Origin of the sequence: Oerskovia sp. Root22 (genome assembly GCF_001429135.1) — a bacterium.
Lineage (GTDB): Bacteria > Actinomycetota > Actinomycetes > Actinomycetales > Cellulomonadaceae > Oerskovia > Oerskovia enterophila.
In genome coordinates this window covers 339,460-354,261 of sequence record NZ_LMIL01000009.1, presented here as the reverse complement: position 1 = coordinate 354,261, position 14,802 = coordinate 339,460, and the positions used below count along the sequence as shown (strand labels likewise).

The 14,802-nt window shown below is 70.5% G+C and carries 13 protein-coding genes; 4 read left to right on the top strand and 9 right to left on the bottom strand.

All coding sequences use genetic code 11. The annotated features are described in order from the left end of the window. Nucleotides 1-33: 33 nt before the first annotated feature. On the bottom strand, nucleotides 34-474 hold the full coding sequence (locus ASE15_RS12050) for an RDD family protein (RefSeq protein ID WP_056763483.1): 441 nt from the start codon (nucleotides 472-474) through the stop codon (nucleotides 34-36). Between the two features lie 215 nt (nucleotides 475-689). Between ASE15_RS12050 and glnA the strand changes: the two genes are divergently transcribed. The 3 genes from glnA to ASE15_RS12035 all read left to right on the top strand — a co-directional run bounded on the left by glnA (nucleotide 690) and on the right by ASE15_RS12035 (nucleotide 3,903). Continuing rightward, nucleotides 690-2,114 (top strand): type I glutamate--ammonia ligase, encoded by a 1,425-nt coding sequence (gene glnA / locus ASE15_RS12045; RefSeq protein WP_056651160.1) that lies wholly within the window; start codon nucleotides 690-692, stop codon nucleotides 2,112-2,114. 394 nt (nucleotides 2,115-2,508) lie between these two features. Then, complete coding sequence (locus tag ASE15_RS12040) at nucleotides 2,509-3,009, top strand: hypothetical protein (protein ID WP_157277212.1); 501 nt, start codon at nucleotides 2,509-2,511, stop codon at nucleotides 3,007-3,009. Between the two features lie 123 nt (nucleotides 3,010-3,132). Continuing rightward, entirely contained in the window at nucleotides 3,133-3,903 is a 771-nt protein-coding gene (locus ASE15_RS12035) for a thioesterase family protein (protein WP_056763480.1), read from the top strand. A 120-nt stretch (nucleotides 3,904-4,023) separates the two neighbouring features. Here the strand turns inward: ASE15_RS12035 and ASE15_RS12030 are convergent, their stop codons facing one another. From ASE15_RS12030 to ASE15_RS12000, 7 genes are all read right to left on the bottom strand, one after another. Continuing rightward, on the bottom strand, nucleotides 4,024-4,863 hold the full coding sequence (locus tag ASE15_RS12030; RefSeq protein WP_082618403.1) for an ABC transporter permease: 840 nt from the start codon (nucleotides 4,861-4,863) through the stop codon (nucleotides 4,024-4,026). After that, nucleotides 4,860-5,660: an ABC transporter ATP-binding protein gene (locus ASE15_RS12025; protein ID WP_056763478.1), complete on the bottom strand. Its 801-nt coding sequence runs from the start codon at nucleotides 5,658-5,660 to the stop codon at nucleotides 4,860-4,862. Before ASE15_RS12025 ends, ASE15_RS12030 begins: the two co-directional genes overlap by 4 nt. A gap of 82 nt (nucleotides 5,661-5,742) precedes the next feature. Beyond that, nucleotides 5,743-6,591, bottom strand: coding sequence for a DUF4097 family beta strand repeat-containing protein (locus ASE15_RS12020; protein WP_056763476.1), 849 nt, complete (start codon nucleotides 6,589-6,591; stop codon nucleotides 5,743-5,745). A 72-nt stretch (nucleotides 6,592-6,663) separates the two neighbouring features. Next, nucleotides 6,664-7,176, bottom strand: a complete 513-nt coding sequence (locus tag ASE15_RS12015) for a ribbon-helix-helix protein, CopG family (RefSeq protein ID WP_056651146.1) — start codon at nucleotides 7,174-7,176, stop codon at nucleotides 6,664-6,666. 127 nt (nucleotides 7,177-7,303) lie between these two features. Then, the gene (locus ASE15_RS12010; RefSeq protein ID WP_235534387.1) at nucleotides 7,304-7,882 is read right to left on the bottom strand and encodes a potassium channel family protein; all 579 of its coding nucleotides are present in this window, start codon (nucleotides 7,880-7,882) and stop codon (nucleotides 7,304-7,306) included. A 42-nt stretch (nucleotides 7,883-7,924) separates the two neighbouring features. Continuing rightward, nucleotides 7,925-9,067 (bottom strand): AI-2E family transporter, encoded by a 1,143-nt coding sequence (locus tag ASE15_RS12005; protein ID WP_056763473.1) that lies wholly within the window; start codon nucleotides 9,065-9,067, stop codon nucleotides 7,925-7,927. A gap of 4 nt (nucleotides 9,068-9,071) precedes the next feature. Next, nucleotides 9,072-9,407 carry a carboxymuconolactone decarboxylase family protein gene (locus ASE15_RS12000; RefSeq protein ID WP_056651141.1) on the bottom strand — a complete coding sequence of 112 codons (336 nt, stop codon included), beginning with the start codon at nucleotides 9,405-9,407 and terminating at the stop codon, nucleotides 9,072-9,074. A gap of 399 nt (nucleotides 9,408-9,806) precedes the next feature. On the opposite strand from ASE15_RS12000, the gene ASE15_RS11995 reads away from it, so the two are divergent. Next, on the top strand, nucleotides 9,807-12,197 hold the full coding sequence (locus ASE15_RS11995) for an excinuclease ABC subunit UvrA (protein WP_056763471.1): 2,391 nt from the start codon (nucleotides 9,807-9,809) through the stop codon (nucleotides 12,195-12,197). A gap of 75 nt (nucleotides 12,198-12,272) precedes the next feature. Here ASE15_RS11995 and ASE15_RS11990 read toward each other — a convergent pair whose 3' ends face one another. Next, entirely contained in the window at nucleotides 12,273-14,639 is a 2,367-nt protein-coding gene (locus ASE15_RS11990; protein ID WP_056651135.1) for an arylsulfatase, read from the bottom strand. Nucleotides 14,640-14,802 lie beyond the last annotated feature (163 nt).

The window sequence follows — 14,802 nt, the reverse complement described above, 5'->3', positions numbered from 1 at the left end:
CGTGGCGCCCTGGAGGCCGGGAGACGGGCCTGGTCAGGCCCGGACGATGACCGTGCCCGCTGCCTTGTCGTGCATGCCGCGCCCGTCGCCGTCCCACACCACGGCCGGGACGACCAGGCACAGCAGGACCGTGCGGACGAACCCGCGCCACAGACCGACCATGCGCCCCTCGCCGCCCAGGACCCTCACCTGCAGGCCCAGGACCCGGTGCCCGACCGTGTAGCCGAGCGTGCTCACCAGGAGCAGGTTCTCGACCGCGAACACACCGAGCGTCGCCATCGAGTTCGCGTCGAACACCAGGTAGCTGATGAGCATGCTCAGCAGCCAGTCGATGCACAGCGCGACGACCCTGCGCCCGACCGTCGCCATCGAGCCGGGACCGTCGGGCGGCAGGCCGAGGCGGCCGCCTCGGCCGTCCTCCCCACCGGTCGGCGTACCCTCGAGCCAGGAACCCACATCTTCACGCGACACCACGGCCCCAGCCTACGTGTCGGCGAGCGAGGTTCCGGCGCCTGACCGGCTTGTCCTGGTTCGGGGTCCCCCACCACGCATCGTCGCGCCGATGTCACACGGCAGGACGCTGTGTAACACGGACGAAACATTCGGTACACGGTGGGGAAACTCCCGGGGCCTAGGTTCGAGGCGCCACTGGAGGTACGGCCAGAGGACCCACTACCAAGGAGTTACGGATGTTCAAGAACGCGGAGGAGGCAATCGCCTTCACCCGGAACGAGGGCGTCGAGTTCGTCGACGTCCGGTTCTGCGACCTGCCGGGCGTCATGCAGCACTTCAACATCCCGATCTCGCAGTTCGCCGAGTCCGCCTTCACGGACGGCATGATGTTCGACGGGTCCTCGATCCGCGGCTTCCAGGCGATCCACGAGTCGGACATGAAGCTCATCCCTGACGTCACGACCGCCTACATCGACCCGTTCCGCAAGCGCAAGACGCTCATCGTGAACTTCTCGATCGTGGACCCCTTCACCGACGAGGCGTACTCCCGCGACCCGCGCAACGTGGCCTTCAAGGCCGAGGCGTACCTGCGCAGCACCGGCATCGCCGACACCGCCTTCTTCGCCCCCGAGGCCGAGTTCTACATCTTCGACGACGTCAGGTTCAAGACGAGCCAGAACGAGTCGTACTACCACCTCGACTCCAAGGAAGCGGCCTGGAACACCGGCCGCGTCGAGGAGGGTGGCAACCTCGGCTACAAGACCCGCTACAAGGGTGGCTACTTCCCCGTCTCCCCCAACGACCAGATGGCCGACCTGCGCGACGAGATGTGCGCAGTCCTCGACCAGGTCGGCCTGGACGTCGAGCGCGCGCACCACGAGGTGGGCACCGCCGGCCAGCAGGAGATCAACTACCGCTTCTCGACGCTCACCGCAGCGGCCGACGACCTGATGAAGTTCAAGTACGTCATCAAGAACGTCGCCTGGGAGGCCGGCAAGTCCGCGACCTTCATGCCGAAGCCGATCTTCGGTGACAACGGCTCGGGCATGCACTCGCACCAGTCGCTCTGGAAGGACGGCGAGCCCCTCTTCTACGACGAGAAGGGCTACGGCGGCCTGTCCGACCTCGCTCGCTGGTACATCGGCGGCCTCCTCAAGCACGCGCCCGCGCTGCTCGCGTTCACCAACCCGTCGGTCAACTCCTACCGTCGCCTGGTGCCCGGCTACGAGGCCCCCGTCAACCTGGTCTACTCGGCGCGCAACCGCTCCGCGTGCATCCGTATCCCCGTGACGGGCAACAACCCCAAGGCGAAGCGCGTCGAGTTCCGCGTCCCGGACCCGACGGCCAACCCCTACCTGGCGTTCGCGGCGCAGCTGCTCGCGGGCATCGACGGCATCAAGAACCGTATCGAGCCGCCGGAGCCGGTCGACAAGGACCTGTACGAGCTGCCCCCCGAGGAGCACGCCGCGATCCAGCAGGTGCCCGCGTCGCTCGAGGAGGCTCTCGACGCCCTCGAGGCCGACCACGACTTCCTGACCGTCGGGGATGTCTTCACGCCCGACCTCATCGAGACGTGGATCGCCTACAAGCGCGAGCACGAGGTGGACCCGATCCGTCTGCGCCCGCACCCGCACGAGTTCGAGCTCTACTACGACCTCTGATCGGTCCCGCTCACCGCACCCGCGCTGAGCTGCTGAACCGATGCGCCGGCACCCCGGCCGCCCTCGTGGCGGTCGGGGTGCCACACTTTTGCCGCACGGCGCCCGGGGACGCCCTCTCACCAGCGGTCCGGGGCGCCGACTGCGCCGCCCCGCGAAGTTGGCGCGCCCGGCGCCCATCAGACGACGCGCCTACAGGTCGCGCGCGCCGATGACCGTGAAGCCGCACGCGCCGAGATCGCCGCAGGACACCAGCGGTGAGCACCACCCGAGCCCACGGCACCGGCCGCCGGATCGACAACGGCCACGTCTGTGACGCGCTCCGTTAGCGCACCTGCCTCGCCACGGCACGCCGACACCAGTCTCGTGACGGGTGGCTTGTGGGACGCTCCTCCACATGACGCCCAACGCTCCGACGAAGACCGAACTACGAGTCCGCACGCGCCGGAACGTCGCCGGGTGGTGTGCCGGTGGGGTGCTGCTCCTGGTTGGAGCGCTACCAGCCATGTACTTCTACATCCTGGGCAGGGAGTCGCAGAGCAGGTATTGCAACTCGGAGGTGTTCGTCAGGAGCGTCTGCGACCTGGCTCCGGAGAGGTTCGTCTGGGTCGCCGCCCTGCTCGCCGCGCCGCTCCTGATCGGGCTTCTCATCGCGCGCCCACGGGGTGTGCGGATCTACGTGACCGTAGTCACCCTGGCCGCCTTTGGGCTCTTCGCCCTCCTGCTCGCGACCGGCGACCCGGACCGCCCGGTGTTCGAGCTCCACCCTCGCGAACATGGCGATGCCCGTGCCGACACTGCGCGCCAGCCTTCGTCGGTCACCGTGGACGACCGCGGTGCCGCAGGACTGCCCGTCCCTCCCCCTGGACGAACGCCCGCGTGCTGCGTCGATGCCTAACCCCTGCCCCGGGGATCCGAGGCCCGGCGCGCGGAGGGTGCGTCCGCCTGCGCCTCGCAGGCCCCCGGGGTGGTAGGAAGGACGCGCCCACCCGCCACGAGCGGGTCCGTCCTGAGGAGACCCATGGCCTACTTCCGTCGCACCGGCGCGACGACCTTCGACCCGACCGAGCACGTGGGGGGCGCGTGGCGCACCGACGAGCAGCACGTCGCGCCCTCGCTCGGCCTGCTGGCCCACCTCGTCGAGACGGACCGCGACGAGCGCGGACGCAGCGACCTCGCCGTGACCCGGCTGTCGTACGACATCTGGGGGACGTACCCGCTCCTCGAGGTCGACACCCGGCTCACAGTGCTACGCACCGGGCGCACGGTCGAGCTCGTCGAGGCAGAGCTCACGTGCGGCGACCGCCGCGCGATCACGGTGCGCGCGTGGCTCGCCCGGACCTCCGACACCACAGCCTTGGCGGGCGGCGCTCCCCCGCCCGTGACCGGCCCGCAGGAGACGCCCGCCTGGGATCCCTCGACCGTGTGGCCGGGCGGCTTCATCGAGTCGATCGACGTGCGTCGCTCCCTGGTCGAGCCCGGGCGCGGGACCGTGTGGGTCCGGACCGACCACCCGCTCGTCGCGGACGAGGACGTGAGCCCGCTCGCCCGCGCAGCGGGCCTGCTCGACGCGGCCAACGGCATGTCGGTGCGCGCGCACCCGCGCGAGGTCGCCTTCCCGAACCTGGACCTGACCGTCCACCTGCATCGCTCGCCTCGCGGGGACTGGGTGGGCCTCGACACGGCCGTGACGTTCGGCCCGACCGGGGCCGGACTCACGCACGCAGTGGTGCATGACGAGCACGGAGCTGTCGGGGCGCTCGCGCAGTCGCTCGTCGTGCGCCCGATCTGATGCGAGCCCCCGCCGCGGGCGCAACGACGGAGTGAGCGCCGCCGTCGGGAGGCCCGACGACGGCGCGCGGCCGGGGTGGCAGGCTCACCTGCCACCCCGGCCGTCGGACGAGGGCGCCGCTCAGAGGCGACGCTCCCGACGGAACAGCGAGCGCGCCCACACGTACCCGGCGACGCCGATCACCACGCACCACGCCACGGCCTGCACCGCGGTCGAGCCCTCGAGCCCCGCACCGCCCGCGCGCAGGCCGCGCACGGTGTCGATGATGGGCGTGAACGGCTGGTGCTCGGCGAACCAGCGCACGGCGGTCGGCATGGTCTCGACGGGCACGAACCCGCTGCCGAGGAACGGCAGGAGCAGCAGGATCATGGGTGTGTTGCTCGCGGTCTCGACGCTGCGCGCGTTGAGCCCCATGGCGACGCACAGCCAGTTGAGGGCGATCCCGAGCAGGACGAACAGGCCCAGCAGCGCGAGCCAGTCGAGCGCGTCGGCCTCGGGGCGGTAGCCCATCGCGACCGCAGCGCCCAGCACGAGCACGAGCGCGATCAGGGCCTGGACGACGAACCCGAGCACGTGGCCCGACAGCACCGACCCGGGCGAGATCGCCATGGTCTTGAACCGGGCCATGATGCCGCTCGCGGCGTCCATGGCGGCGCTCACGGCGACCGACGTCGCTCCCCCGACCACGGTGATGACCAGGAGCGTGGGCGTGATGTAGTCCAGGTACGCGGCACGTCCGTCGGCTCCGGGCGTGACCCCGGGGGCGACGCCCGCGCCGAACGCCCCGCCGAACACGTACACGAACAGCAGGAGCATGACCAGGGGGCCGGCGACGATGAAGACCGTCAGTCCCGGGTAGCGCACCGCGCGCAGCAGGCTGCGGCGCAGCATCGTCAGGACGTCGGCGAGCGGTCGAGGTCGCGCGACGGTGGTGGGGGCGGTGGTGGCGATGGCGGTCATCGGACGTTCTCCTTGTCCTGTGTCGTTCCGGTCTCTTCGTCGGTGGTCGGTTCGGTCAGCGCGAGGAACACCTCGTCGAGCGATCCGGCGTCGTGCACGGCCTTGAGCTCGTCGGGCGTGCCCTCGGCCACGACGCGCCCGTCGTGCAGGACGGCCACCGAGTCGGCGAGCCGGTCGGCCTCCTCGAGGTACTGCGTGGTGAGCAGGATCGTGGTGCCGCCCGCGACGAGCGTGCGCACCTCGTCCCACAGGGTGATGCGGCTGCGTGGGTCGAGGCCCGTGGTCGGTTCGTCGAGGAACACGACCGACGGCGTCCCGACGAGCGTCATCGCGAGATCGAGCTTGCGCTTCATGCCGCCCGAGTAGGTCGCCACGGGCTTTCCCGCGGCCTCGGCGAGACCGAACTGCTCGAGCAGCTCGGCCGTCCGGCGCCGCCCGGCCGTCCGGCCCAGGTGGTTCAGGTCGGCCATGAGGCGCAGGTTCTCGGTGCCCGTGAGGAGCTCGTCGACCGCGGTGATCTGGCCGGTCACCCCGATCGAGGCGCGCACCGCGTCGGGCTCGCGGCCCACGTCGTGACCGGCGACCCGCACCGTGCCGGCATCGGCCGCCAGGAGGGTGGACAGGACGCCGACCGTGGTGGTCTTGCCCGACCCGTTGGGGCCGAGGAGCGCGGTCACGGTCCCGGCGGGGACCACGAGGTCGACCCCGTCGAGCACGAGCTGCTTGCCGGACTTCGATGCGTAGGACTTGCGCAGGCCGGCGACCTCGATCGCGGGTCCGCGGGTTGGGGTTGTCATGTGCTTCTCCTTCGATGGTGGTGGACGTGCGGGTGGAGCGACGATCAGGTGGGGCACGGAGTGCAGGAGGTCGACGAGACGATCAGGCGTGCGGCCGACGGACGACGACGTCGCCGTAGCTGGTGCCGGCACGGACCTCGACGGTCAGGTCGCTCTCGTCGGGTCCTGCTGCGTCCTGGAGGAGGTTGCGGACCTGGCCGTGCTGCGACGTCGCGTCGAGCCAGGCAGCCGTGCCCTCGGGCACGCCGACCTCGATCGAGCCGTACGAGCTCTCGAGCTGGACACGACCGTTCACGGCCTGCTCGACGCGGATACCGCCGTGCGCGCACCGGACCACCGTGTCGCCGTGCGACCGGTCGATCGCGATGTCTCCGTGCGCACCGTTGACGCGCAGGCTCCCCGTGGTCCGGCCGATCTCGGTCGTGCCGTTGGGGACCTTGACGACGGCGTCGCCGTCGAGCTCGCGGACCCGCAGCCCGCCCGCCGTGACCACCGCGTCGACAGGGCCGGAGACCCGGCCGACGCTGAGCGAGCCTGCCGAGACCTTGATGTCGAGGCGGTCGACGTCGTCGAGCCGGGCGTTGCCGCCGTTGAGGTTCAGGTCGACGGACCCGAGCCTGCCCTCCGCGTACAAGGACCCTGCCTTGCCACGCAGGTCCGACCCGGCCGGGAGCTCGATGGTGACCTTGGCGCCACCGGACGCGAACGGCAGGACGTACTGCTTCCAGGAGCTGGGGTAGACGACGGAGATCGCGTCGCCGTCGCGTTCGACGCGCGTCTCCTCGGCGGCGCGGACCGAGCCGGACTTGCTCGGGTCGGCCGGCAGGACGGTCACGACGACGTCGTCCCGCTCTCCGGCGACGACGTACAGGTTGCCGAACGGGACGTCGATGACGACCGGGACGGGCGTGGGAGCAGCGAAAGTGGGCATGACGGATCCTCCAGAGGGGTGTACGTGTCCGCCCCGTGACGGCGGGGCGCCGGATGTGGTGTCGAGTGGTGGTCAGCGCACCCAGCCGGTCACACGACCGGAGGTGCTCGTGGCCCGTGCGGCCGGGCGGGACGTGGCGGTGGGTGCGAGCGCCGCGGCGACCGCGCGCACGAGCCACGTGTTGACGGACATGCCCTCGCGGGCTGCCGCCTCCTCGACCTGCGCCTTGAGCTGGTCGGGCAGTCGGAGCGTCGTGCGGGACGTGCTCACGTCGTCGGGGTCCAGGACCGCCGGGCGGGCGGGCTCCGCCGCCGGGGCGGCAGCTCCGTCGAAGGCCGGGCTCGGGGCCGGGGTCACGACGAACTCCGGGTCACGACCACGGAGCCGGACGTCCACCGCCCCCGGGGCAAGCTCGGCCGTGATCTCGTTGGCCGCGGTCGAGAGCGCCTCGAGCAGGACGAGGCGGACGGCTGCGTCGAGCGGGGCCGTCAGGCGACCGGCCAGCTCACGTGCCTCGTCCCCGCCTGCGGCGGCCGCGGTGGCGAGCTGGTGCTGCAGCTCGTCGACATATCTCGTCAGTTCCATGACGCCACTATGACACCACTGATGGTGTCACCGCAAGAGATATGGCGTCACTTCTTCGAAATGGTGGTGTCATCGAGACGTCACGTCAGCGTCTTTGCAGGTCAGAGCGCTGCCGTCGCGATGCGCTTCACGACGTGCGCGCCTTCTTCACCGCCCCGAAGATGACCTGGATGCCCAGGCCGAGGATCACGAGGTCGAGCAGCACCTGTGCTGCCACGAGCACCCTGACCGGTTCCGAGCGAGGGGAGATGTCACCGAATCCCACGGTCGCGAACGTCGTGATCGTGAAGTAGAGCGCGTCGGACCGGGTGAGCGGCTCGCTGAACGTGGTCGGGTCCTGGAACGCGATCATGAAGTACGTCGCTGCGAAGACGAGCAGGAACAACGGCACGGTCGTCGCCAAGGCCTGGGTCGCCCGGATCCCGGGGAACCTGGCGCGGACGATCGCGCGGACCTCCCAGTACATCGTGGTCACGAGCACCAGGAGGCAGAGGACGAGGGCGACGACCAACGACGACGGCGACGGGCGGTCGAGCGGCACCAGGTAGTAGAGCGCGACCAGCAGGATCGCGATCCCGCTCGCCCGGAGCAGTCCGAGCGCGATCAACGTCCATCGTCGCCGGGTCGAGAGGCCGCTCATCGGCCCCTGACCCGCCTCGCCGCCGTCGTCGTCGGGCATGCCCTCGACGGGTGCGTGCGCTGTCACGACGTCCTCCTTGCCATCTCGGACGCCCCCTGGGCGTCTCGTCTACTGGAGCATCCGTCGCACGACGGGCTCGGCCGTCGTGACGACGTGGTCGAAGAAGCCGTGACGACGCAGGCGGGAGACGCCCTCGGTGGCTACCGCCCAGGCCGGGACGGCGAGGATCAGACCGACGATCCCGCCCACGACCCCACCGAGCGCCGTCACGACCAGCACGACCAGCGGATGGATGTCGAGCGTGCGGCCCATGACCCGCGGCTCGACGAAGTTCTCGAGCAGCAGGTTCGACGCGACCACGACGACGAGCATGATCACGGCCGGGGCGATCCCCCCGTCGCCCAGCGCCACGGCCACGGCCAGACCGCCCCCCAGGAACGCACCGATGTACGGGATGTACCCGCCGATGAAGTTCACCACCACGATCGTGAAGATCAGAGGAAGGCCCAGGAGGAGCGCGGCGACCCCGATGACCACGGCGACGACGACCGACATGGTCGTCCGGCCGCGGCCGTAGTCGCGCAGCGTCCGGCACGAGTCACCGATGAAGCCGTCGATCTCGGGCTGTGCTCCCGCCCTGAGCTGAGCGACGACCGAGCCCCTCAGCCGGGCACCGTCCTTGACGAGGTAGTACATGATCAGCGCGCCGAGGATCAGCCCGCTCGCGATGCCCACGAGCGCGCCGATCCCGCTCACGAGCCCGGTCAGGAAGCCACCGGTCACGCCCGGAGCCAAGTCCACCAGGGTCTCCCGTACGGCCTCGAGCGACTGCTCGTCGACGTCGAGCTGCGCCACGAGCTGGTCCGTCGCCGCGTCGACCGAGGCCCCGATCTCGTCGGTCTGCTGGACGATGCCGCGCACAGCCGCGACCGCGACCACGGTCGCGAGGGCGATGAGCCCGAGGACGACCACGCCCGCGGCCAGGCTGCTCGGAACGCCCCGTCGTCGCAGCCGGTCCGCGATCGGCTTGAAGCACACCGCGAGCACGGCCGCGAAGGTCAACGGCAGGACGATCTCGCTCACGGCCGCGAGCGCCAGCACGACGAGGACGACGGCCACGACCGTGCCGACGAAGCTCCACGCCCAGAGGCCGACCTTCGGGCCCCAGGAGAGCGTGGCGACGGGGCCGGCACGCTCGCCTGGACGCCCGTCCGTGACACCGGGAGGGGGTTCGGCTGACTCGGGGGTCACACGCCTACGCCTCGTTCTGCTCCGCGATGTCGGCGACCGCGACAGCGATCTCGAACGCGAGCGACTCCGCGATGCCTGCAGACGCCGCGACCACGCGAGGAGTGCCGACGATGGGCGCGACCGCCGCGAGGACGCCTGCGACCATGTCCGCGTCGATCCCGGCCTCCATCCCGGCCTCCAGGTTCATCAGGTACGACACCGGGGGCGCGTCGACCGCCACGAGCGCCGCGAGCCGCACCAGCATCACCGTCTGGATGTCGAGGCTCGACGCCTCGACCGAGTCCGCCGTCATCTCCACCAGCAGGTCGAGCACGGGGGTGCCCTCGGTCTGTTCGCTCATGATGGATCCTCTCCGTCCCGGACCGGTCAGGGTCCGGCGTGCCAGGTCTGCTCGGGTCGTGCGTGACGTCGGCCCGTCCTGAGGTCGCCCCTCGGCACGGCGAGGTCGACGTCGGCTCTCGCGCAGGGCGCGGTTGCGCGCCTCTCCCATTGAGCGCCCCGGGCGCGCGGCCGCGCGTCATGCAGTTCGTGTGAACCTGCGCCTTGTCGCACCCTTGAGCCGACCGGCCGGTCGAGCAGGAATCGAGAAGCCCGGCGTCGGTGGACCCCGCTAGCGTGTCCCGCAGGCACCTGCCGCACACCTCGCCCTGCGTGCGCAGCGGGGCCGAGCGTCCGACGATGGACGGAAGCGTCCGGCGACCACGGCGGGGACCGCACCCCGCCCACCAGGAGGAGACAGATGAGCACCGCCACGAGCACGGGCACTGCCGTGCCCGCACCCCACGTCGCCGACACCCACGACATGATCCGCGTGCAGGGCGCCCGGGAGAACAACCTCCAGGACATCAGCGTCGAGATCCCCAAGCGTCGCCTCACGGTGTTCACCGGGGTCTCCGGCTCGGGCAAGAGCTCGCTCGTCTTCAGCACCATCGCTGCCGAGTCCCAGCGCATGATCAACGAGACGTACAGCGCGTTCCTCCAGGGCTTCATGCCCTCGCTCGCGCGCCCCGACGTCGACCTGCTGGACGGGCTGACGACCGCGATCATCGTCGACCAGGAACGCATGGGGGCCAACCCGCGCTCCACGGTGGGCACCGTGACCGACGCGAACGCCATGCTGCGCATCCTCTTCAGCCGCCTCGGGCAGCCGCACATCGGCTCACCGCAGGCGTACTCGTTCAACGTCCCCTCGGTCTCGGGCAGCGGCGCGATCACGATCGAGCGCGGCGGCAAGACGCAGGCGGAGAAGGCCTCGTTCCACCAGCTCGGCGGCATGTGCCCGCGCTGCGAGGGCAAGGGCAGCGTGACCGACTTCGACCTCACGGCGCTGTACGACGACAGCAAGTCGCTCGACGAGGGCGCGCTGACGATCCCGGGCTACTCGATGGACGGCTGGTACGGGCGCATCTACCGGGGCAGCGGCTTCTTCGACGCGGCCAAGCCGATCAGCAGGTTCACCCAGCGCGAGCTGCACGACCTCCTCTACAAGGAGCCGACCAAGATCAAGGTCGAGGGCATCAACCTGACGTACGAGGGCCTGATCCCCAAGATCCAGAAGTCCTTCCTGTCCAAGGACGTCGACGCGATGCAGCCGCACATCCGGGCGTTCGTCGAGAAGGCCGTGACGTTCCAGACCTGCCCGGAGTGCGACGGCACGCGCCTGAGCCCCGAGGCACGCTCGTCGAAGATCGGCGACAAGAGCATCGCGGACGTCTGCGCGATGCAGATCAGCGACCTCGCCGAGTGGGTCCGCGGTCTCGACGAGCCCTCGATGGCACCGCTCCTCAAGGGCCTCCAGCACCTGCTCGACTCGTTCGCGGAGATCGGCCTGGGCTACCTCTCGCTCGACCGTCCCTCGGGGACGCTGTCCGGTGGCGAGGCGCAGCGCACCAAGATGATCCGCCACCTGGGTTCCTCGCTCACCGACGTCACCTATGTGTTCGACGAGCCGACCATCGGGCTCCACCCGCACGACATCCAGCGCATGAACACGCTGCTGCTCCAGCTGCGGGACAAGGGCAACACGGTCCTCGTCGTGGAGCACAAGCCCGAGGCGATCACGATCGCGGACCACGTCGTCGACATCGGCCCGGGAGCCGGGCGGCACGGGGGCACCATCTGCTTCGAGGGCACGGTCGAGGGGCTGCGCGCGAGCGACACCACGACCGGCCGCCACCTCGACGACCGCTCGACGGTCAAGGCGAGCGTGCGCGCCCCCCGGGGCGCGCTCGAGATCCGTGGCGCGACCGAGCACAACCTGCAGGGAGTCGACGTCGACGTCCCCCTCGGGGTCCTGTGCGTCGTGACGGGGGTCGCCGGGTCGGGCAAGAGCTCCTTGATCCACGGCTCGGTCGCGGGCCGCGAGGGGGTCGTCGTGATCGACCAGAGCGCGATCCGCGGATCGCGCCGGAGCAACCCGGCGACCTACACGGGCCTGCTGGACCCGATCCGCAAGGCCTTCGCGAAGGCCAACGGAGTCAAGCCCGCGCTGTTCAGCGCCAACTCCGAGGGCGCCTGCCCCGTGTGCAACGGTGCGGGCGTCATCTACACCGACCTCGGCGTCATGGCCACGGTCGAGACGCCGTGCGAGGAGTGCGGGGGCAAGCGGTTCCAGGCCTCGGTGCTCGAGTACACGCTGGGTGGGAAGAACATCGCCGAGGTGCTCGCGATGTCCGTCACCGAGGCCGAGGAGTTCTTCGCGGCGGGCGAGTCGCGCATCGCGGCCGCCCACTCGATCCTCACGCGCCTCGTCGACGTGGGCCTGGGCTACCTGAGCCTCGGCCAGCCCCTCACGACGCTGTCGGGAGGCGAGCGCCAGCGGATCAAGCTCGCGACGCAGATGGGTGCCAAGGGCGGCGTCTACGTGCTCGACGAGCCCACGACGGGCCTGCACCTGGCCGACGTCGAACAGCTGCTCGGCCTGCTCGACCGGCTCGTCGAGTCGGGCAAGTCGGTCGTCGTGATCGAGCACCACCAGGCGGTCATGGCGCACGCCGACTGGATCATCGACCTCGGCCCGGGCGCCGGGCACGACGGCGGCCAGGTCGTCTTCGAGGGCACGCCGGCCGACCTGGTGGCCGACCGCTCGACGCTCACGGGCCAGCACCTCGCGGCGTACGTCGCCCCCTGACGGGGAGCACTGCCCGGTCCCCGCGCGCACCGCGCCCCCGGGCGACGCGGCCTCACCACTCCCCCGGTGCTCCCCTCACTGCCTTGCCATGGCGATGCGCAGGCGCTCGTCGGGGTCGATGAAGTGGTCGTGGTCGTCGGTCCCCACGTCGATCTGCACCCAGTGGATCCTGCCCGAGAACCGGCTCGACCGCGGCGAGTAGTCCGGGCTGACCGGTGTCCCCGACTCGTACCCGACGTCCGTCGTCTCGTCGGCGGAGAAGACCATGGCCTGGGTCGCGCCGACCCGGCCGGTGCCCACGGGGGTGCCGTCGTGGAAGAGCGTCACGTCGCCTCCCTTGGCGAGCCCTCCGCCGTCGTACGCGAACTCCATGCGGACCTGGTGCGTGCCCTCCGGGACCGTGGCCTGTGCCTCGGTCGCGAACTCCTGGATGCCCAGGACGTTGTAGACGAACTTCAGCCTGCCCTCCTTGGCGTACAGGCTCCAGCCGCCGAACCTCCCACCCTGCGCGATGATCACACCGTCCGCACCGGAGGCCGGGACCTCGATCTCCGCGGTCACGGAGAACGACTTGTTCTTGATGTTCACGACACTGTTCTCCGAGAGCCGCCCCATCCCGGCGAACAGCAGCTGGCTGTTCCCGTGGACGAGGGTCGGGCGCCCGGCGGTCTCGGGGTTCAACCGGTCCGCGGTCCGGTCGTCGAGCGGGAGCACGTCGTACTTGACCGCCTCGATGAGCCACAGGCGCTGGAGGGAGTGCAGCCGTTCGGGCTGCTCGGCGGACAGGTCGTGCGCCTGGCTGTAGTCGGTGCTGCCGTCGTAGAGCTCCCAGACGTCGTCGTCGAACGCGATGGCCGACCCGCCGACCATGTCCCACGGCGTGCGGTGCTTGGTGACCGCGCTCCACCCCTTGTGGTAGATCCCCCGGTTGCCGAACATCTCGAAGTACTGGAGGTCGTGGCGCTCGGGCGCGTCTGCGTCGTCGAACGCGTAGAGCATGCTCGTACCCTCCATGGGTGACTGGAGCACGCCGTTGACCTGGGTGGGCTCGGGCAGGCCCGCGGCCTCGAGGATCGTGGGGGCCACGTCGATGCAGTGCGTGAACTGCGAGCGCAGCCCGCCGGAGTCCGTGATGCGCCGGGGCCAGTGCACGACGGTCCCGTTGCGCGTCCCTCCCCAGTGCGAGGCGACCTGCTTGGTCCACTGGAAGGGGGTGTCCATGGCCCAGGCCCAACCCACGGCGTAGTGGTTGTACGACGACGGCGAGCCGAGCTCGGCCAGCTTGGACGCCATGAACTCGGGTGTCTCGAGCGCCGCCATGCCGTTGAAGTTGGCCATCTCGTTGAACGCGCCGTTGATCGTGCCCTCGGCCGAGGCGCCGTTGTCCCCGATCACGTAGTAGATGAGGGTGTCGTCGAGCACCCCCAGGTCCTCGATCGCGTCGACGACCCGGCCCACGTGGTGGTCGGCGTGCTCGAGGAAGCCCGCGTAGACCTCCATCTCCCGCTCGAGCACGGGCCTGAGGTCGTCCGGCATGTCGTCCCACGCCGGGATCTCGGCGTGGCGCGGCGTGAGCTCGGCCTCGGGAGGGATCACACCGAGCTCCTTCTGACGCGCGAACGTGCGCTCGCGCTGTACGTCCCAGCCGTCCGCGAACCGGCCCGCGTACCGGTCGGCCCACTCCTGCGGGACGTGGTGCGGGGCGTGCGTCGCGCCCGGAGCGAAGTAGGCGAAGAAGGGCTTGTCCGGCATGAGCGCCTTCTGCGTCCGGATCCAGCTGATCGCCCGGTCGGCGAGGTCCTCGGTCAGGTGGTACCCCTCCTCGGCGGTCCTCGGGGGTTCGACGGGCGTCGTGCCCTCGTAGAGCGCTGGCTCCCACTGGTTGTTCTCGCCGCCGATGAAGCCGTAGAACGTCTCGAACCCTCCGCCGACGGACGGCCAGGCATCGAACGGCCCCATGGGCGAGGACTGCCAGACCGGGACCTCGTGGCACTTGCCGAACTGCGCCGTCGAGTAGCCGTTGAGCTTGAGCGTCATCGCGAGCGGCGCCTTGGTGTTGGGCTTGAGCGAGCTGTTCCCGGGCGCCGACGTCGCGGTCTCGGTGATGCTGCCCATGCCGACCGAGTGGTGGTTTCTCCCGCTGAGCATCGCGGCCCGGGTGGGGGCGCACAGCGCCGTGGTGTGGAAGCGGTTGAACGTCAGCCCGCCGGCCGCCAGCCGCTCCGCGGTCGGGGTGTGACACGGCCCCCCGAACGCGCTCGACGCACCGAAGCCCACGTCGTCGAGCAGGACGATCAGGACGTTCGGTGCGCCCTCGGGCGGGCGCAGCGGCTCGATCGGCGGGTAGGACGTGTCGGGGTCCTTCGCGTCGTACGTCGTCAATCCCGGCCGGGGGCGGTCCGGGATGGGCAGCATGGTGCGGGCGTGCTGGTCGGGACGCATGAGAGCTCCGCTCGGTCGGGCACGAGGACACGGATGCGTCCCACGGTAGGAACCGGCGCTCGCACGCGCATCCCCCAGACCGCGTGATCACCGGCGCCACGGGTGCTGCCCGCCCACCCCCCACGGGTCGGTTCCGTCGGAGATCCAGTCCGGAGGACACGCA

Coding starts and splice junctions, on each gene's coding strand:
- glnA (WP_056651160.1), top strand. CDS start 690: ATGTTCAAGAACGCGGAGGAGGCAATCGCCTTCACCCGGAACGAGGGC.
- ASE15_RS12040 (WP_157277212.1), top strand. CDS start 2,509: ATGACGCCCAACGCTCCGACGAAGACCGAACTACGAGTCCGCACGCGC.
- ASE15_RS12035 (WP_056763480.1), top strand. CDS start 3,133: ATGGCCTACTTCCGTCGCACCGGCGCGACGACCTTCGACCCGACCGAG.
- ASE15_RS12030 (WP_082618403.1), bottom strand. CDS start 4,863: ATGACCGCCATCGCCACCACCGCCCCCACCACCGTCGCGCGACCTCGA.
- ASE15_RS12025 (WP_056763478.1), bottom strand. CDS start 5,660: ATGACAACCCCAACCCGCGGACCCGCGATCGAGGTCGCCGGCCTGCGC.
- ASE15_RS12020 (WP_056763476.1), bottom strand. CDS start 6,591: ATGCCCACTTTCGCTGCTCCCACGCCCGTCCCGGTCGTCATCGACGTC.
- ASE15_RS12015 (WP_056651146.1), bottom strand. CDS start 7,176: ATGGAACTGACGAGATATGTCGACGAGCTGCAGCACCAGCTCGCCACC.
- ASE15_RS12000 (WP_056651141.1), bottom strand. CDS start 9,407: ATGAGCGAACAGACCGAGGGCACCCCCGTGCTCGACCTGCTGGTGGAG.
- ASE15_RS11995 (WP_056763471.1), top strand. CDS start 9,807: ATGAGCACCGCCACGAGCACGGGCACTGCCGTGCCCGCACCCCACGTC.
- ASE15_RS11990 (WP_056651135.1), bottom strand. CDS start 14,639: ATGCGTCCCGACCAGCACGCCCGCACCATGCTGCCCATCCCGGACCGC.